Source organism: Staphylococcus gallinarum, assembly GCF_029774255.1.
GTDB lineage: Bacteria > Bacillota > Bacilli > Staphylococcales > Staphylococcaceae > Staphylococcus > Staphylococcus gallinarum.
This window is the reverse complement of sequence record NZ_CP069082.1, coordinates 1,743,386-1,762,241: the sequence shown is the minus strand read 5'-3', so window position 1 is coordinate 1,762,241 and position 18,856 is coordinate 1,743,386. Positions and strand designations below refer to the sequence as shown.

18 protein-coding genes are annotated in these 18,856 nt (G+C 33.4%); 17 read left to right on the top strand and 1 reads right to left on the bottom strand.

The window, feature by feature from the left end; translation table 11 throughout:
- From priA to JN168_RS08160, 13 genes are all read left to right on the top strand, one after another.
- On the top strand, positions 1-2,415 hold the full coding sequence (gene priA, locus JN168_RS08220) for a primosomal protein N' (protein ID WP_279525757.1): 2,415 nt from the start codon (positions 1-3) through the stop codon (positions 2,413-2,415).
- A 299-nt stretch (positions 2,416-2,714) separates the two neighbouring features.
- Positions 2,715-3,512 (top strand): Cof-type HAD-IIB family hydrolase, encoded by a 798-nt coding sequence (locus JN168_RS08215; RefSeq protein ID WP_229367139.1) that lies wholly within the window; start codon positions 2,715-2,717, stop codon positions 3,510-3,512.
- A 424-nt stretch (positions 3,513-3,936) separates the two neighbouring features.
- Positions 3,937-4,131, top strand: coding sequence for a helix-turn-helix domain-containing protein (locus tag JN168_RS08210; protein WP_042738901.1), 195 nt, complete (start codon positions 3,937-3,939; stop codon positions 4,129-4,131).
- A gap of 194 nt (positions 4,132-4,325) precedes the next feature.
- Complete coding sequence (locus tag JN168_RS08205) at positions 4,326-5,015, top strand: GNAT family N-acetyltransferase (protein WP_229367140.1); 690 nt, start codon at positions 4,326-4,328, stop codon at positions 5,013-5,015.
- A gap of 278 nt (positions 5,016-5,293) precedes the next feature.
- Positions 5,294-5,782 carry a peptide deformylase gene (locus tag JN168_RS08200; protein ID WP_042738899.1) on the top strand — a complete coding sequence of 163 codons (489 nt, stop codon included), beginning with the start codon at positions 5,294-5,296 and terminating at the stop codon, positions 5,780-5,782.
- Positions 5,775-6,707 carry a methionyl-tRNA formyltransferase gene (gene fmt / locus JN168_RS08195; protein WP_042739033.1) on the top strand — a complete coding sequence of 311 codons (933 nt, stop codon included), beginning with the start codon at positions 5,775-5,777 and terminating at the stop codon, positions 6,705-6,707. The genes JN168_RS08200 and fmt overlap by 8 nt, the downstream gene beginning before the upstream one ends.
- Positions 6,704-8,017: a 16S rRNA (cytosine(967)-C(5))-methyltransferase RsmB gene (gene rsmB, locus JN168_RS08190; protein ID WP_229367141.1), complete on the top strand. Its 1,314-nt coding sequence runs from the start codon at positions 6,704-6,706 to the stop codon at positions 8,015-8,017. The genes fmt and rsmB overlap by 4 nt, the downstream gene beginning before the upstream one ends.
- A 3-nt stretch (positions 8,018-8,020) precedes the next feature.
- Complete coding sequence (rlmN, locus tag JN168_RS08185; protein ID WP_042738897.1) at positions 8,021-9,115, top strand: dual-specificity RNA methyltransferase RlmN; 1,095 nt, start codon at positions 8,021-8,023, stop codon at positions 9,113-9,115.
- 4 nt (positions 9,116-9,119) lie between these two features.
- Positions 9,120-9,863, top strand: a complete 744-nt coding sequence (locus JN168_RS08180) for a Stp1/IreP family PP2C-type Ser/Thr phosphatase (RefSeq protein WP_107513119.1) — start codon at positions 9,120-9,122, stop codon at positions 9,861-9,863.
- Complete coding sequence (pknB, locus tag JN168_RS08175; protein WP_279525756.1) at positions 9,860-11,899, top strand: Stk1 family PASTA domain-containing Ser/Thr kinase; 2,040 nt, start codon at positions 9,860-9,862, stop codon at positions 11,897-11,899. The genes JN168_RS08180 and pknB overlap by 4 nt, the downstream gene beginning before the upstream one ends.
- Positions 11,900-12,305: 406 nt before the next feature.
- Positions 12,306-13,181: a ribosome small subunit-dependent GTPase A gene (gene rsgA, locus JN168_RS08170; protein WP_042738894.1), complete on the top strand. Its 876-nt coding sequence runs from the start codon at positions 12,306-12,308 to the stop codon at positions 13,179-13,181.
- Entirely contained in the window at positions 13,181-13,825 is a 645-nt protein-coding gene (gene rpe, locus JN168_RS08165) for a ribulose-phosphate 3-epimerase (RefSeq protein ID WP_042738893.1), read from the top strand. The genes rsgA and rpe overlap by 1 nt, the downstream gene beginning before the upstream one ends.
- 5 nt (positions 13,826-13,830) lie before the next feature.
- The gene (locus tag JN168_RS08160) at positions 13,831-14,472 is read left to right on the top strand and encodes a thiamine diphosphokinase (RefSeq protein WP_042738892.1); all 642 of its coding nucleotides are present in this window, start codon (positions 13,831-13,833) and stop codon (positions 14,470-14,472) included.
- 72 nt (positions 14,473-14,544) lie between these two features.
- Here the strand turns inward: JN168_RS08160 and rpmB are convergent, their stop codons facing one another.
- Positions 14,545-14,733, bottom strand: coding sequence for a 50S ribosomal protein L28 (gene rpmB / locus JN168_RS08155; RefSeq protein WP_002483503.1), 189 nt, complete (start codon positions 14,731-14,733; stop codon positions 14,545-14,547).
- Between the two features lie 235 nt (positions 14,734-14,968).
- Between rpmB and JN168_RS08150 the strand changes: the two genes are divergently transcribed.
- From JN168_RS08150 to sdaAA, 4 genes are all read left to right on the top strand, one after another.
- Positions 14,969-15,340 carry an Asp23/Gls24 family envelope stress response protein gene (locus JN168_RS08150; protein ID WP_042738891.1) on the top strand — a complete coding sequence of 124 codons (372 nt, stop codon included), beginning with the start codon at positions 14,969-14,971 and terminating at the stop codon, positions 15,338-15,340.
- A 14-nt stretch (positions 15,341-15,354) separates the two neighbouring features.
- Complete coding sequence (gene fakA / locus JN168_RS08145; protein ID WP_042738890.1) at positions 15,355-17,007, top strand: fatty acid kinase catalytic subunit FakA; 1,653 nt, start codon at positions 15,355-15,357, stop codon at positions 17,005-17,007.
- A gap of 300 nt (positions 17,008-17,307) precedes the next feature.
- Complete coding sequence (gene sdaAB / locus JN168_RS08140; RefSeq protein WP_042738889.1) at positions 17,308-17,973, top strand: L-serine ammonia-lyase, iron-sulfur-dependent subunit beta; 666 nt, start codon at positions 17,308-17,310, stop codon at positions 17,971-17,973.
- Positions 17,974-17,986: 13 nt separating this feature from the next.
- On the top strand, positions 17,987-18,856 hold the full coding sequence (gene sdaAA, locus JN168_RS08135) for an L-serine ammonia-lyase, iron-sulfur-dependent, subunit alpha (protein ID WP_042738888.1): 870 nt from the start codon (positions 17,987-17,989) through the stop codon (positions 18,854-18,856).

Below are 18,856 nucleotides of genomic sequence, written 5' to 3'. Positions count from 1 at the left end.
ATGATAGCAAAAGTAATCGTTGATATACCTTCTAAAAGTGTAGATTTCACCTTTGATTATCTCGTGCCTTCTAGAATGCAATCGATGATTCAAATTGGTATGCGTGTTGTAGTACCATTTGGTCCTAGAACAATACAAGGTTATATTATGGCAATTACTGAACATCCAGATAACGATATAGATATATCAAAGTTAAAAGAAATAAAGGAAATCCAAGATATTACGCCAGAATTAACACCAGAGTTAATAGAGTTGACGGATTGGTTTAATACTTATTTTGTAACGAAGCGAATTTCGATGCTCGAGGTCATGTTACCGAGTGCGATAAAGGCAAAATATACAAAATATTTTATTGTTAATGAAGACAGAATAAATGAATTGCCAGAACACTTAAAGCAACAATTTAATGATGGCGGCCAATATTTATATAAGGCAGCACAAGCAAATGGTGATTTAGATAAATTATTGCCATTATTAAGAAAAGGTGTAATACAAGAGCACACGGAATTATCGCAAAGTTTGAAAAAGAAAAAGCAAAAAGCACTTCGTATCGTCGAAGATATTGATATTGATTACGTTCTTAATACATTAGAAAAATCTAAGAAACAATATGAACTATACGCTTATCTTGCAGATGAACGTCAACATATCGTACTACTAAGAGATATTGAAGCGATGGGATTTTCGAAATCAAGTGTAGATACTTTAGTACGTAAAGGATACATTGAAAAGTTCGAAACTATTGTAGAACGTAATCCATTTGAAACAAATGTGTTCGAACAAGATAAGAAGCAACAACTAACTCAAGATCAACAAGCGGCATATGATGCCATCTCCAAAACTATTGAATCTGGAACGCAACGAACATTCTTGTTACATGGCGTAACTGGATCGGGCAAGACAGAAGTATACCTTCAAACAATAGAACAGGTATTACAATCAGGAAAGCAAGCAATGATGCTTGTTCCTGAAATTGCGTTAACACCTCAAATGGTATTGCGATTTAAGCGTAGATTTGGTGATGAGGTAGCCGTACTTCATTCTGGTTTGTCAAAGGGTGAACGTTACGATGAATGGCAAAAGATTAGAGACGGTAAGGCAAGTGTAAGTGTAGGGGCGAGATCTAGCGTTTTTGCGCCATTTAAATCACTGGGGATGATCATTATTGATGAAGAACATGAATCCTCTTATAAACAAGAAGACTATCCGAGATATCATGCACGTGATATCGCTGAATGGCGAAGTCAATATCATCAATGTCCACTTGTCTTAGGCAGTGCAACACCTAGTTTAGAGAGCTTTGCCCGTGCTGAAAAAGATGTCTATAAACTACTTTCACTACCGAATAGAGTAAATCAACAGGCTATGCCAGAAATAAATATTGTAGATATGAGAGAAGAATTGAGTTCTGGAAATCGTTCGATGTTCTCTACAGAACTTAAAGAAGCAATCCAGTTAAGATTAGATCGCAATGAACAAATTGTATTGTTTTTGAATCGACGTGGTTATGCTTCGTTTATGTTATGTAGGGATTGTGGTCATGTGCCACAATGTCCGAATTGTGATATTTCATTGACTTATCATAAATCTACGGATCAATTGAAATGTCATTATTGTGGACATCAAGAAGCAGCACCTCATATTTGTCCGAGTTGTGAAAGTGAACATATTAGACAAGTTGGTACAGGTACACAACGTGTAGAGGAATTATTACAAGATACCTTTAATGATGCCCGGATTATAAGAATGGATGTCGATACAACTTCACGTAAAGGGGCACATGAAAAACTATTAAATGATTTTGAAGCTGGTAATGGAGATATCTTACTTGGGACACAAATGATAGCCAAAGGTTTAGACTATCCCAATATAACCTTGGTAGGTGTATTAAATGCTGATACAATGTTAAATCTGCCAGATTTCAGAGCTAGTGAACGGACGTATCAATTGTTGACACAAGTTTCTGGTCGTGCAGGCAGACATGAGAAAGAAGGGCAAGTCATTATTCAGACTTATAATCCAGATCATTATGCAATTAAAGACGTACAAGCGAATGATTATCAGGCCTTTTTTGAAAAGGAAATGAACTATAGAAAGTTAGGGAAATATCCACCTTACTTTTTCTTAATTAATTTTACGATTGCGCATAAGGATATGAAAAAAGTAATGGAAGCATCAAAACATATTCATCAGATTTTATTACAACATTTGTCAGAAAAAGCATTTGTCCTTGGACCATCTCCAGCGGCCTTAGCTCGTATCAATAACGAATATCGCTTTCAAATATTAGTAAAATATAAAAGTGAAATTGCTTTGCATAATGCCTTAAAATATTTAGATGATTATTATCATGACCAATATATTAAAGAAAAGTTGTCTTTAAAAATTGACATAAATCCTAATATGATGATGTAATTTAGTGTTATAAATGCTTTGTTATCAGTAGTTATAAGGGGTTTGGGAGTTAACGAAAATATAAAAAGGGCAGAAAAAAGGACAGACAGTTCATTCAACTGCCGACTTACAGAAAGACTTGAAATAATTAAAATAAATTATGGTAATAGAGGATCTAACCTATGGAAACATATCAAAGATGTGCAACTTAGGGTTAGGTCTTTTTTATTAGAACATTTATAAAAGAAAAAAATAGTTTGAGTTCAGATAATTATACCGGTATAATTAAATTGTAACTATTTAATTATTGGAGGGGTTCTATGAATTTAAAGCTCGTCGTTACAGATATGGATGGCACATTTCTTAATAATGAAGGTACCTTTGATAGGGAAAGTTTTCACCTGCTCAAAAATCAAATGACAGAAAAAGATATTAAATTTGTTTTTTGTACGGGAAAACAGTGTGAAAGGGTTGAGGCGTTAATAGGTGAACACACGAATGATGTATATATTATTGGTGATAGCGCAACTAAAATTAAATATAACAAGCAAGTACTATATAAAGCTGCAATCGAAAATCGTTTAGGGAAAAAGATAATAGATGATTTAAGACATATAGATGAAGCACAGACAATTATCGCCTGTACGGATGAGACGGCATTTGTATTAAATAACTTGAATCCTTCCGAATTACAAATTGTTCGTGGTTCTTATCATAATGTTACCCTTATTGAAAGTTTTGAAGAAATTAAAGATGATTTTTTAAAGATTACAGTACATGATGCACAACAAAAATGTAAATATACTGCACAACTACTTGCGAAAGGTTATGCGAATGTATATATCATTGCTTCAGAAGATAGTTGGATTGATATTACGAAGCAAGGAATCAATAAAGGAACAACTATAAATAAAATTCAAGAACATTTAGGCATCGAAATTTCAGAAACGATTGCTTTTGGAGATGGATTAAATGATATTGACCTATTTAAAGCTGCGAAATATAAAGTCGCAATGGATAACGCATACCCGGAATTAAAAGCACAAGCTAATTTGATTGCAAAAAATAATGATGAGAGTGGAGTAATAAAAACGCTACAATTATTAATTAATGATTAGTTAATCCACTAAATCACTATTAGATAATACTGTTTAAGAAAATTAAATATAATTAAGTTTAAACAACTCACTTTAATGATTTAATAAAAGTGAGTTGTTTTTTATTGTTTCTCGTATTTTAAAATGAGGGTAATAAAATCTTAAAATAATTTCTAATTAACCTTGCTATTTATTTTAATACATTTTAAAATAAATAAAACCGACTAAAATTATAAGGATTAAGTCAACTTTCTTATGAATTTATAAAAAAAATATCAAATTTTAGTTTGCATTTATTTGTAATTACAGTTATATTAAATATTAACGAGAACAATATAAATTGTATTCATATTTTTTAAGGTGGTTTTTAGATATTAAATGAATTAAACGTCATAAATATGTTAACTGATTTTCAATCAAATAATATGTATGAGGGGCTGTGCTTATGAGTTTACTTAGTAATAGAGAAGCGATTGGATTAAGTATTGAAGAATTATCGAATCGTTTAGCATCATTATATAATACCAAATTAAGTCCTGAAGTCATTAAACAAATTGAGACTAAGAAGGTTAAATTAGGAAACGAAGAAGTACAAATTTTAGCTGAATTTTTTAATACTACGACAGACGATCTGATCTAACACAAAAATAATTGCCTATTTTTATATTTCGCTTTACAGTTAAAGGTGGAATGATTATAGGAACTAATTTTAGTGTTTAGGTAACGAATGGTTATAGTTTTCCTTATAAATCAAGCGTTATATAAAACGGAGATGACTTCGTTTGAATTTTGCTATATTACTTGAACCTAAAGAAAAAGGGGAAAGATAAGTAAATGAATTATAATGAATTTGACCAACCAATTGGTGAGGCTTTACGTGAATTTAATATGCCTGAATTTCCAAATGTACAAACTTTAACTGGACAGTATAGTAGATTGGAAAAATTAGACATGAAACATGTAGATGATTTATTTGATCATTTCAGCACGCCAGAAGATTTACCGAATTGGACATATTTACCAGATGAGCAACCTCAAAATTATACACAGTTTCAAGCATATATTGAACAACGTATTGCCTCAACAGATCCATATTTCTTTGCAATTGTCGACCATAATACGAATGAAGCACTTGGTTTATTATCGTTATTACGTATTAATCCAAAAAATGCTTCGATTGAAGTGGGACATGTCCATTTTTCCAATAAGATGAAAAGAACTAGAATTGCAACAGAGGTCCATTATTTATTGGCAGGCTATATATTTGAAACGTTAGGGTACCGGAGATATGAATGGAAATGTGATTCGCTTAACCAACCATCTATTAAAGCAGCACAACGTTTAGGCTTTAAATATGAAGGTACCTTTAGAAATCATGTCATTTATAAAAATAGAAATAGAAATACCGTGTGGCTTTCCATGTTAGATGTTGAATGGCCAACACTCAAAATGATAATGGAAGACTGGTTAGCATTAGAAAATTTTGATGCTGAAGGTAATCAGATTAAACGCTTATCTGTATGATAATAAAAATGAAAATAATCTGTAGAATTTAATACTACATAATGAAGCTCGTCAGAATTCAATCTGGCGAGCTTTAGTTATTTTTAAAAATAAAACAATACATGTTCGCTTGTATGATTGACTAATGAGATGATGACTTGACAATAGTTCGTAGAAAAAATAGTAATAATAACGTGCAGATTGTTATTGAATTTATTGCGTGTTTAGAATATGCGTAATGCATTTTTAGTTAAAATAAGTTATAATAGTTTGATGAATTTTTATAAGGAGCCGATTCGATGACGATTAAACGACTTGTTAGTGACCAACATCCTATTTTAAAGAAACAAATAGCACCAGTTACAACTTTTGATTCAGAATTAGAACAATTGTTACTAGATTTGGAAGATACAATGTATGATTTGGAAGCTTCGGCACTTTGTGCACCTCAAATTGGTATTGACCAACAAGTAGCGATTATAGATATGGAAATCGATGGTTTATTGCAATTAATTAATCCAGTAATAATTAATGAATCAAATGAACAAGTGACGGATTTAGAGGGCTCTGTAAGTCTACCTAATGTTTATGGAAATGTGACAAGAAGCAAGATGATCGTGATAAAGGCTAACGATAAACAAGGTAATGAAGTTGAAATGACTGCATATGATGATGTGGCTCGAATGATACTCCATATGGTTGATCATTTTGAAGGTAAGTTATTTACGGATAAGGCAGAAAAAATATTATCTGAAGCTGAAGTGGAGGCGTTTTTTGACAATGAGTAAAATTATATTTATGGGTACACCTGATTTTTCAACAAAGGTATTGGAAATGTTAATTGCGGAACATAACGTGATAGCGGTTGTAACACAGCCTGATCGACCTGTAGGAAGAAAGCGTAAACTAACACCACCACCGGTTAAGGAAGTTGCTGTACAACATGGTATCCCAGTGTATCAACCAGAAAAATTATCAGACTCTGAAGATTTACAAACTCTAATTGACCTAAATGCAGATTTAATTGTCACAGCTGCATTCGGACAATTATTACCTGAGTCTTTATTAAAGGCGCCTAAACTTGGAGCTATCAATGTACATGCATCTTTATTACCTAAATATCGAGGTGGTGCACCGATACATCAAGCTATAATTGATGGTGAGCCAACAACAGGAATTACAATTATGTATATGGTGAAAAAGTTAGATGCTGGTAATATTATTTCACAGAGTGAAATTGAAATTGAATCACAAGATAATGTTGGAACAATGCATGATAAGTTGAGCTTTTTAGGTGCAGATTTACTAAAAGAGACATTGCCTTCTATTATAAATGGTACAAATGATAGTATTCCACAAGATGATAATAAAGCAACATTCGCATCGAATATTAGTAGAGAAGATGAGAAAATTGATTGGACTGCATCTGCTGAAACGATTTACAATCACATTCGAGGTTTATCTCCATGGCCTGTTGCCTATACACAATTTGAAGATGGTAATTTGAAGGTATTTGCCGCTCATATTGAAAAAGGGAAATCAGGCGAGCCAGGTTCAATTATAGAAACAACTAAAAAAGCAATAATTGTAGCTACAGGATCAAATGATGCGATTGCTTTAACTGATATCCAAGTATCAGGAAAAAAACGTATGCTAGCTGCTAACTATTTAAGTGGTGTTCAAACATCATTAGTCGGGAAGGTATTAACATGACATCTGAAATAAATGTAAGAAGCTTAGCATTTGAGACATTGCAAGACATATTAAATGATAAAGCATATAGTAATATTGTTATCAATGAGGTTTTATCTGAATATGAGATGACTAGAGCGGATAAAGGCTTATTGACTGAATTGGTATATGGGACATTGAAGAGAAAATATACCTTAGATTATATCTTGAAACCATTTGTCCAAACAAAATTAAAAGGTTGGGTCAGACAATTACTATGGATGAGTATTTATCAATATGTATACTTAGATAAGATACCTGAACATGCCATAATAAATGAAGCCGTAAATATTGCAAAATACAAAGGTGGACCACATAATGGTAACGTTGTTAATGGTATATTACGAAATGTAATGCGCAGCGAGTTACCTGATTTTAGTGAAATTGCTGATGATAAGAAACGTATTGCCTTGCAATATAGCTTGCCTAAATGGTTAGTCGATCACTGGACAACACATTTTGGTATAGAAAAAACAGAAGCGATTGCTACCTCTTATTTAACAAAAGTAGGTCAGACTGTACGAGTAAATTTAACAAGAATTTCAATAGATGATGCGATAAGACGCTTAGTTGATGATGACTATATTGTTGAACAAGATAGAGATTTAGATATTTGTTTACATGTAAGTGGAAAACCGATTATTGAATCACGTATGTTTAAAGATGGTCTAGTATCTATCCAAGATAAGAGTTCAATGTTTGTTGCGGAACTCATGGATATCAATGAAGGTGATATGGTGCTTGATGCGTGTAGTGCACCCGGTGGAAAAGCATGTCATATCGCAGAAGTTTTAAATCAAACGGGTCATGTAGATGCCACAGATATCCACGAACATAAAATTGACTTGATTGATTTTAATATTAGAAAATTACGATTATCTAACATTTCTGCTTTTCAACATGATGCGACTGAAAAATATGATAAAGTGTATGATAAGATTTTAGTTGATGCACCATGTAGTGGTTTGGGTGTTTTAAGACATAAACCTGAAATTAAATATGAACAATCGCAAAACGGAATCAATGCTTTAGTAGAGATTCAGTTGGAGATTTTGAATAATGTTAAACATAATTTGAAACCTGGTGGAACTTTAGTTTACTCTACGTGTACAATAGAACAATTAGAAAATGAAAATGTAATTTATACATTTTTAAAAGAAAATAAAGACTTTGAATTTGATGGATTTGAACATCCAATAACTGGCGAAAAAGTAAAAACCATGCAAATATTACCTCAAGACTTTAACTCAGATGGCTTTTTCATAACTAGGATTAAAAGAAAGGAAAATTAATATATGATTACTGCAGAGAAGAAGAAAAAGAATAAGTTTCTTCCCAATTTTGAAAAGCAATCCATTTATTCATTAAGATATGACGAAATGCAAAATTGGTTACAAGACCATGGTCAACAAAAGTTTAGAGCGAAACAAATTTTTGAATGGTTATATGAAAAACGTGTAAATAGTATTGATGAAATGACAAATTTATCAAAAGAATTAAGAGAAATTTTAAAAGATAACTTTGCAATGACGACACTTACAACTGTTGTTAAACAAGAAAGTCGAGATGGTACAATAAAATTCCTCTTCGAATTACAAGATGGCTACACAATTGAAACAGTGTTGATGCGTCATGAATATGGGAACTCTGTATGTGTTACAACACAAGTAGGTTGTCGAATTGGATGTACATTCTGTGCGTCTACACTTGGGGGTCTAAAGCGTAACCTTGAAGCTGGAGAAATCGTTTCACAGGTACTAACTGTTCAAAAGGCATTAGATGAAACAGATGAACGTGTTTCTCAAATCGTTATCATGGGTATTGGTGAACCGTTTGAAAACTACGATGAAATGATGGATTTCTTGAAAATAGTGAATCATGATAATGGTTTAAATATTGGCGCACGCCATATTACCGTGTCTACTTCAGGAATTATTCCACGTATTTATGATTTTGCAGAAGAAGATATACAAATTAATTTTGCAGTGAGTTTACATGGCGCTAAAGATGAAATTCGTTCACAATTAATGCCGATTAATAGAGCTTATAATGTTGAAAAACTGATGGAAGCAATTAAATATTATCAAGAAAAAACAAATAGACGTGTAACATTTGAGTATGGTTTATTTGGAGGCGTTAATGATCAGGTGGAGCATGCGAGAGAGTTAGCGCATTTAATTCAGAAGTTAAACTGTCACGTCAATTTAATACCTGTAAACCACGTGCCAGAAAGAAATTACGTTAAAACACCAAAAGAAGATATCTTTAAATTTGAAAAAGAATTAAAACGATTAGGTATTAATGCAACGATTCGCCGTGAACAAGGTGCAGACATTGATGCTGCTTGTGGGCAACTTAGAGCAAAGGAACGAAAAGTAGAAACGAGGTAGTGACATGCTAAAAGCACATTTTTTTACTGACATGGGAAGATATCGTGATAAAAATGAAGATGCAGGTGGCGTTTTTTACAATCAAACTGAGCAACAATTATTAGTGTTATGTGATGGTATGGGCGGTCATTTAGCAGGGGAAGTTGCGAGTCAATTTGTAACAGATGAGTTAAAACGTCGCTTTGAAGCTGAAAACCTAATAGAAGAGGAGCAAGCTGAAACATGGTTGAGAACTACTTTGAAAGCAATCAATCGTGACTTGTATCGACAATCAGTAGAAAATCCTGAATACAAAGGTATGGGAACTACATGTGTTTGTGCATTGGTTTTTGATCATTTTATCGTTGTGGCCAATGTTGGAGATTCTAGAGCATATTTGGTCAACAGTAGAGAAATTGAACAAATAACAAATGACCATTCCTTTGTTAATCACTTAGTGATGATGGGACAAATCACTCCAGAAGAAGCATTTCACCATCCACAACGAAATATTATTACTAAGGTTATGGGAACGGATAAATTAGTGACACCTGATGTCTTTGTTAAAAAAACGAAGTTCTTTGACTATCTATTGTTAAATTCTGACGGATTGACTGATTTCACCTTGAATCAAGCAATACAAGAAGAATTGATGACAGATCATACCTTAGAGCAACATGGACAGAATTTAATTAACTTAGCTTTAGCTAATGATTCTAATGATAATGTTAGTGTAATATTGGCTGAGATTGAAGGAGATAAAGTATGATAGGCAACTTAATAAATGAACGCTACAAAGTGATTAAGAAGCTTGGTGGTGGAGGAATGAGTACAGTCTATCTTGCTGAAGATTCAATACTCGACCGAAATGTTGCGATTAAAGCAATTCGAATTCCTCCTGGGGAAAAGGAAGCGACGATCAAGCGTTTTGAGCGTGAAGTACATAACTTAAGTCAGTTATCGCATAATAATATTGTTAACGTTTTTGATGTAACAGAAAATGATGAAAATTTCTTTTTAGTAATGGAATATATTAAAGGTCCTACTTTGGCAGAGTATATTCAACAGCATAAACCGCTTGATTTACAAACGGTTATTTCATTTACAAAGCAGATTATTGATGGAATTAAACATGCACATGAAACTCAGATTGTGCACAGGGATATTAAACCACAAAATATTCTTGTCACTGATGATCTAACATTGAAAATACTTGATTTTGGTATCGCTAAAGCGTTAAGTGAAACCACGATGACACAAACCAATCATGTTTTAGGTACGGTTCAATACCTTTCTCCTGAACAAGCACGTGGAGAAATGACGGATAATGGCACAGATATTTATTCTATAGGTGTAGTCTTGTATGAAATGTTAGTCGGGAAACCACCATTTTCAGGAGAAACTGCAGTTGGTATAGCAATTAAACACATTCAAGATCCTATGCCGAATGCTACAGAACAACGTTCAGAGGTGCCACAATCCTTGAGCAACGTTGTCTTAAAAGCTACTGAAAAGGATAAACGAGATCGCTACCAAACTGTAAATGAAATGGAAGTAGATTTAGACACAGCATTATCTTCGTCAAGACAATCAGAACCGACATATCAATCTGATGAAACAAATACGAAAACCATCGCAATTGATAAAACGGAGTTGGCGAACAAAACAAAAGAAGACAAAAATAAGAATTTAAAGCAAACAATGCAAATTCCAATTGTCAATCAGCAAGCGTTTCAATCGAGTGAAGAACCATTTTATGCAGTCCCAGCCAAAAAGCGCTCAAAACGTAAAAAGATTATCTATGCAGGGATACTCGTATTATTACTATTTGGCTTGTTTGGGTTTATGGCAATGGGGATGTTTGGCAATAAATATCTTGAAACGCCAGATTTATCGGGCAAAACAGAAAAGCAAGCAGAGAAAATACTTAATGACAATAAGCTAGAACTAGGAAAGATTTCACGTGAATATAGTGATAAATATCCAGAAAATAAAATCATTAAAACAAACCCGGAAAAGGGCGAACGACTTGAACAAAATAGTAAAGTTGATCTCATTTTATCAAAAGGCCCGAAAATGGTTGAAATGCCAAGTTTGTATGGTGTTTCTAAAGATGAAGCACTTGATCGTTTGAAAAAACTGGGTATCGATGATGTGAAAGTAGATACGCGCTATACTAAAAATAATACTGCTAAAGGTTTAATAGAAGATCAAAATATTAATCCTGGCGATAAAGTGAAGATTAAAGATAGTGGCATACAACTAATAGAATCATTAGGTGTGAAACAAGTTTATGTTCCTAATTATGAGAAAAAATCATTTAAATCTGCAAAATCAGCTTTAGAAAGTAAAGGCTTTAAAGTTGTAGTCAATGAAGAACAAGAACACGATAAGATTAAAAAAGGTAATGTTATTAGTCAATCTCCAAAAGCTGAAGAAGTAGATGAAGGTTCTACGATTGCCTTTACAGTATCTTCTGGTGCTCCTAAAGCAGATGATAAAGATGATGATCAAGATAAGGACGATGACAAAGATAAATCTGAGGATAAAGACGAAGAGGCAACAAAAGAATATACAGAGACATATCAAGTGCCATATTCAGGTAAGGATGATAAAGCACAAGAAGTTAAAGTATATATCAGAGATAAAGACAATCCAGGTACTTCGGCTGCACAAACTTTCAAGATTAAAGATAACAAGACAGTTAAAATTCCGATGACGATTGAAAAAGGAAAGACTGCAGGTTACACAATTCGTGTTGATAATAAAATAGTTGCAGATAAAGATATTCCTTATGATTTTTAGAATATAAATCGCCTTTAAATAAAGCACCTAGAACAGTTTGGTTTCAATATCAAACTATTCTAGGTGCTTTTGTTATTTATTGAGATAAAAATGTTTAATATGTCTCATTGTCATAGTGATTTCAAAGCAGTATTTAATTATATGAAAATAGGCTCATGGTTTAGTGTGATAATACAAAGTTATTAAAGTATTTGTATAATTGTGTAGTGATATAGTTCGAAAGTTGTACCATATGAGAATGCTTTTTGTAATCAATCTATGATTATAGTCAATTTTTACGATTAAATTCTTAGCATACTAAAAAAGAAATGTATGAATTTTCTATAAAGATGCTTTATTCATATTTAAAATGAATTTGCTTTGCTATAATATATAAAGTAATAGTATTTAAAAGAGGGGTGCCTAAGTGAAGACAGGTCGCATCATAAAATCAATTAGTGGCGTTTATCGTGTAGATGTAGATGGAGAACTATATGATACAAAGCCGCGTGGATTATTTAGGAAAAATAAATTTTCACCTATTGTTGGTGATGTCGTAGATTTTGAAGTGGAGAATGTAACTGAAGGCTATATTCACCACGTTCATGATAGAAAGAATGAATTGAAGAGGCCACCTGTAAGTAATATTGATCATCTCATTATTGTTATGAGTGCGGTGGAGCCCGATTTTTCAACACAATTATTAGATCGATTTTTAGTTATTGCACATTCATATCATTTGCGTCCGCGTATTTTAGTAACGAAAAAGGATTTAACTACTGACACTATTGCGAGTCAGATTAAACAGAATCTAGCTATTTACGAAGCAATAGGTTATAAAACACAATTTATAGGTGTTAACGACGATGTTAATGATGTGTTTCAAGCATGGGGTTCAGGATTAGCTGTGTTAAGTGGACAATCTGGAGTTGGAAAATCGACATTACTCAATCATTATTTTCCAGAATTAGAATTAGAGACACAACATATATCTAAATCACTGAATCGAGGAAGACATACAACGCGACATGTTGAATTATATGAAAGGTCAAATGGCTTTATAGCTGATACCCCTGGATTTAGTGCATTGGATTTTGATCATATACAAAAAGACGAAGTAAAACATTATTTCTTAGAGATAAATGAATTCGGTGAACAGTGCAAATTTAGAAATTGTAATCATATCAAGGAACCGAAATGTCAGGTAAAATCCGAAGTTGAATTGGGTAATATTGCACAATTTAGATATGATCATTATGTACAACTATTCAATGAGATAGCAAATAGAAAGGAAAGATACTAGTGGCAAAATTATATCCATCTTTATTATCAACAGATTTTTTAAATTTACAACAAGAATTAAAGGATTTAGAAGCAGCAGGCGTCGATGGTGTACATTTCGATGTTATGGATGGGCGATTTGTACCAAATATATCGATTGGTCTTCCTATTTTGGATGCGGTCAGAAAAGGGACAAAATTACCTATTGATGTGCATTTAATGATAGAGGAACCTGAGAAATATGTTGATTTATTTGCACAACATGGTGCAGACATGATTTCTGTACATGTAGAAGCAACGCCGCATATTCATAGAGTGATTGAACAAATCAAATCGCAAAATATAAAGGCAGGTGTGGTATTAAACCCTGGCACACCTGTAGATGCAATATTGCCAGTTATTAGAATGGTAGATTATGTCTTAGTGATGACTGTAAATCCTGGGTTTGGAGGACAAAGCTTTATCAGTGATAGCATCGAAAAATTAGATCAATTAACTTCTATTAAAGATAGAATGGAACTCGATTTTGATATAGAAGTAGATGGTGGTATAAATAATGAAACCGTTAAAAATGTAATTGAACATGGCGCAACGATGCTAGTTGCTGGCTCTTATTTCTTTAAACAAGATGATTATAAACAAGTTACTAAATTGTTGAAAGGTTGATAAAGATGAAAGTCAACTTGCTTTGTGGGGATAGAAATTTACCAATTGATATTTTAAAGAGAAAGTCTAATGAGCGATGGATAGGGATTGATCGTGGGACATTAGTATTAATTGAACATAAGATCACACCACAATTTGCGGTAGGAGACTTTGATTCTATAAATGAGGATGAACGTGCTTTGATTGAACGGCAAATCACACTTAATCCGTTGAATCCGGAAAAGGATGATACGGATTTAGCATTGGGTGTGGAACAAGCAATAGCCTATGGTTATAGGGAAATTGAAATATATGGTGCCACGGGTGGCAGATTAGATCATTTTTTAGGTGCAATCCAAATTTTAGAAAAGCCTGAATTTGAAATGCAAGACTTAACAATAGCGTTAATTGATGACTGCAATGAGATTCGCTATTTGTCGGCGGGGCAACATTTTGTAAAGCGCAATCCAACGTTACCATATATCTCATTTGTACCAACAACAGTACCAACTGAAATTTCACTAACTCATTTCAAATATAATTTAGATCATGAAACTTTGTTAAAGGGCTCTACGTTAACGATTTCTAATGAAATAGCTGATGATTTTGGAAAGATTGAGATTTTTAAAGGCAATGTATTAGTGATTCGTAGTAGAGATAAGTCATAACTTTACAATAAAATAAATAAAAAAAGACCAATCCTCCACATAAGGACTGGTCTTTTTCGTGCATTATATTTATTAAACTCTAGTTACTTTACCAGATTTTAAAGCACGTGCAGAAACCCAAACTTTTTTAGGTTTTCCGTCTACAAGAATTCTAACTTTTTGAAGGTTAGCATTCCATCTTCTTTTAGAAGAATTTAAAGCGTGTGAACGATTGTTTCCAGTTGAAGCTTTACGACCTGTTACGAAACATTGTTTGCCCATGAAAGTACCTCCTTTAATAAATATAAATACACGTATCTACTACATACTCAAATAATGTACCATAGATATTTTTATATAGCAATATTTTCATGAAAAAAATTACTGTTTTATAACAGTAATGCTTTTGTTAAAATCAATTTATGCTATAATTGTACAATGTGGATAAATATAATAAATTATCATCAGAAGCAAATTAAATATGATTTAATAACAAATTACTAGGAGGCCTATAAAGATGACATTAGAGATCACGAATGATTATGGTAGTATAGACATTTCAAATGAGGTAATAGCTTCGGTCGTAGGCAGTAAAGCAGTAGAATGTTATGGGATTGTAGGCATGGCTTCTAGACAACAAGTTAGAGATGGCATAGCAGAAATTTTAGGATACGATAATTATGCAAAGGGAATTATTGTTAAGGAAGAAAATGGTTTAGTAAATATAGATATGTATATCATTGTGAGTTTCGGAACAAAAATCTCTGAAGTCGCAAGCAATTTACAATCAACAATAAAATATACAGTAGAACAAACATTAAAAGTAAAAGTAAACTCAATTAATATATTTGTACAAGGTGTACGAGTGAATAATGGCGTGAAAAACTAGGAGGATAACGTACAATGGTTAGCGAAATTAATGGTAAATTATTTGCTGAAATGATAATTCAAGGAGCGCAAAATTTATCAAATCATGCGGATTTAGTTGATTCATTAAATGTTTACCCAGTACCAGACGGTGATACAGGGACGAATATGAATTTAACAATGACATCAGGTAGAGAAGCAGTAGAGCAAAATTTATCTCAACATATAGGAGAATTAGGTAAAACTTTTTCTAAAGGATTACTTATGGGGGCAAGAGGTAATTCTGGTGTTATTTTATCTCAGATTTTCAGAGGATTTTGTAAACAGCTAGAAGACTTAGAAGTGATTAATGCACAACAATTAGCAGATAGCTTTCAAGCAGGGGTAGATACTGCATATAAAGCGATATTAAAGCCAGTTGAAGGCACAATCTTGACAGTGGCAAGAGATGCAGGAGCAGCAGCTCAAGCAAAAGTTACAGAAACAACGGATTGTATAGAATTATTGTCATTTATCGTAGCAGAAGCCGAAAAATCTTTGGAAAATACACCGAATCTATTACCTGTACTTAAAGAAGTAGGTGTAGTAGATAGTGGTGGTAAAGGTTTAGTACTTGTTTATGAAGGCTTTTTAAGTGCATTAAAAGGCGAAACAATAGATGCACAAGTTACAAAATTAGATAAAGACACATTAGTCAATGAAGCACATGATTTTCATGGTGTAATTAATACAGAGGATATTGAATTCGGCTATTGTACAGAAATGATGGTACGCTTTGGTAAAGATAAAAAAGCATTCGATGAACAACAATTTAGAAATGACATGAGTGCATTTGGAGATTCTTTACTCGTAATTAATGATGATGAAATTGTTAAGGTTCATGTACACACTGAAAAACCTGGTGATGTATTCAATTACGGTCAACAATATGGTGAATTGATAAAGCTTAAAGTGGAAAATATGCGTGAACAACATCGAGAAGTTGTTAAAAAAGAAGAGAGCAATTCATCAAACAACACTGCATCACATGAAGTCGAAACGGCAGTGATTACCATCTCAATGGGTGATGGTATTTCTGAGTTATTTAAATCAATGGGCGCAACGCATGTTATAAGTGGTGGTCAAACGATGAATCCATCAACAGAGGACATTGTTAAAGTAATTGAACAATCTAAATGTAAACGTGCAATTATATTACCAAATAATAAAAATATAATGATGGCGAGCGAACAAGCAGCTAGCATTGTAGATGCTGAAGCGGTAGTCGTACCAAGTAAATCGATACCTCAAGGTATTGCGGCTTTATTCAATTATGATGAAGCAGATTCATTGTCAGATAATAAAGCGCGTATGAACGAAACACTTAGTGTGGTATCATCGGGTGCAATTACATATGCTGTACGTGATACAAAAATAGACGGCATTGAAATTAAGAAAGATGAATTTATGGGCTTGATTGAGGATAAAATTGTAACTAGCAACCCAGTGTTAATTGATGCAGCGCAAAGTTTATTAGAAACGATGATTGCTGAAGATAGTGAAATTGTCACACTTATAGTTGGTGCGGAGGCGAATCAATCAGAAACAGAAGCGATTGTATCATGGGTAGAAGCAAATTATGAAGATGTTGAACTTGATGTTCATCAAGGAGATCAACCCGTTTATCCATATTTATTTTCGGTAGAATAGTGAAGGTAGACTATTAAAAAGTAAGGTACATAATATACGTAGTTAGATGTATTAATCTAATTGCGTATATTTTTATGTGTTAGCATATTGATTGCAAAAGTAAATTCCATTATTATTAACTATTGGCTTTGCTTATAAGTGCACAATTAATTGTGCGCTATAATATGCTTTAGTTTTTAAGTGATTATTACAACCGGAATTGGTTTATAAACGATTAGTAAGTTGTTATAATAATAGCAACGTTCAAAAATGTAAGCGCAACACATTAGAAACATTAAAAATAAGAGTGGGGTATAAATTATGAAGTATAAAACAGTCTTTGATATTATCGGTCCTACAATGGTCGGCCCATCTTCTTCTCATACAGCAGGCGCGGTTAGAATCGGACTTGTAGCGCGTGATTTATTTAATTATCTACCTAAGCAAGTAGATATCTATTTATATGGTTCATTTATGGAAACATATAGAGGTCATGGTACAGATGTAGCATTAGTCGGTGGTTTGCTTGGCTATGATACAGATGATGATAGAATACGGACAAGTTTAGAAACGGCTGAAGAAATGGGTGTCAAGGTTAACTTTATTGAGATGGCTGAAGAAAGATCGCATCCAAATACGGCGATTATTAATATGAGAGATAGTGAAAAGGAAATTTCGGTTGAAGGTGTCTCAATAGGTGGAGGTAAAATTGAAGTTGTAGCTATCAATGGATTTAACATTGCTATTAGCGGTAATTATCCTGCATTGTTAGTATTCCATAAGGATACTTTTGGAACAATCGGACGTGTAGCAAATATCTTAGGAGATTCAAGTATTAATGTTGGTAGTATGCAAGTTTCAAGAAAAGAAAAAGGAGACCAAGCATTAATGACTTGCGAGTTAGATGATGCGATTAACGATGAAATAATAGAAAAAATTAAAAACGTCGATGGTGTAGTGACGGTTTCACTCATGGGAGACGCATGATGGAGGTTATTACATGTTTAAAAGTGTGGAAGAATTAATTGCATTATGTGAATCACAAAATAAAAAAATTCACGAAATTATGTTAGAGCAAGAGATGGAAGTTACAGGATTATCAGAAGCAGAAATATATGCTCATATGGATAAAAATTTACAAACAATGGAAAATGCCTTAGAAGAAGGACTAAAAGGTGTAACCTCTACAACAGGATTAACTGGTGGAGATGCAGTCTTATTACAAGAGTACATTAAATCAGGTAAGTCATTGGCAGGGCCAACGTTATTAGATGCTGTAAGTAAAGCAGTTGCAACTAACGAAGTTAACGCAGCTATGGGGAAAATTTGTGCAACGCCTACTGCAGGTTCTGCGGGAGTTGTACCAGGTGTATTATTTGGTTTAAAACCTCGTCTAGAACCTAGTAGAAAGGATATGTTAAATTTCTTATTAACTTCTGGTGCATTCGGCTTTGTCGTAGCTAATAATGCATCCATTTCAGGGGCTGCTGGTGGTTGTCAAGCTGAAGTAGGTTCTGCAGCTGCAATGGCGGCTGGTGCAACAGTTGAATTAGCAGGTGGAACGCCACAACAATCTGCCGAAGCCTTTGCAATTTGTTTGAAAAATATGCTAGGTTTAGTATGTGATCCAGTTGCAGGTTTAGTTGAAGTGCCATGTGTAAAAAGAAATGCCGCTGGCGCTTCAAATGCAATCGTGTCTGCCGATATGGCATTAGCTGGCGTGACTTCAAGAATACCTACGGATGAAGTTATTGAAGCAATGTATAAGATTGGCCAAACGATGCCATCTGCTCTGCGTGAAACTGGAAGAGGAGGTCTAGCAGGTACACCTACAGGCCAACGATTAAAACAAGAAATATTTGGTGATTAA

Bases quoted from the DNA above. Each gene is read 5' to 3' on its own strand.
- priA (WP_279525757.1), top strand. From the start codon at position 1: ATGATAGCAAAAGTAATCGTTGATATACCTTCTAAAAGTGTAGATTTC.
- JN168_RS08215 (WP_229367139.1), top strand. From the start codon at position 2,715: ATGAATTTAAAGCTCGTCGTTACAGATATGGATGGCACATTTCTTAAT.
- JN168_RS08210 (WP_042738901.1), top strand. From the start codon at position 3,937: ATGAGTTTACTTAGTAATAGAGAAGCGATTGGATTAAGTATTGAAGAA.
- JN168_RS08205 (WP_229367140.1), top strand. From the start codon at position 4,326: ATGAATTATAATGAATTTGACCAACCAATTGGTGAGGCTTTACGTGAA.
- JN168_RS08200 (WP_042738899.1), top strand. From the start codon at position 5,294: ATGACGATTAAACGACTTGTTAGTGACCAACATCCTATTTTAAAGAAA.
- fmt (WP_042739033.1), top strand. From the start codon at position 5,775: ATGAGTAAAATTATATTTATGGGTACACCTGATTTTTCAACAAAGGTA.
- rsmB (WP_229367141.1), top strand. From the start codon at position 6,704: ATGACATCTGAAATAAATGTAAGAAGCTTAGCATTTGAGACATTGCAA.
- rlmN (WP_042738897.1), top strand. From the start codon at position 8,021: ATGATTACTGCAGAGAAGAAGAAAAAGAATAAGTTTCTTCCCAATTTT.
- JN168_RS08180 (WP_107513119.1), top strand. From the start codon at position 9,120: ATGCTAAAAGCACATTTTTTTACTGACATGGGAAGATATCGTGATAAA.
- pknB (WP_279525756.1), top strand. From the start codon at position 9,860: ATGATAGGCAACTTAATAAATGAACGCTACAAAGTGATTAAGAAGCTT.
- JN168_RS08160 (WP_042738892.1), top strand. From the start codon at position 13,831: ATGAAAGTCAACTTGCTTTGTGGGGATAGAAATTTACCAATTGATATT.
- rpmB (WP_002483503.1), bottom strand. From the start codon at position 14,733: ATGGGCAAACAATGTTTCGTAACAGGTCGTAAAGCTTCAACTGGAAAC.
- JN168_RS08150 (WP_042738891.1), top strand. From the start codon at position 14,969: ATGACATTAGAGATCACGAATGATTATGGTAGTATAGACATTTCAAAT.
- fakA (WP_042738890.1), top strand. From the start codon at position 15,355: ATGGTTAGCGAAATTAATGGTAAATTATTTGCTGAAATGATAATTCAA.
- sdaAB (WP_042738889.1), top strand. From the start codon at position 17,308: ATGAAGTATAAAACAGTCTTTGATATTATCGGTCCTACAATGGTCGGC.
- sdaAA (WP_042738888.1), top strand. From the start codon at position 17,987: ATGTTTAAAAGTGTGGAAGAATTAATTGCATTATGTGAATCACAAAAT.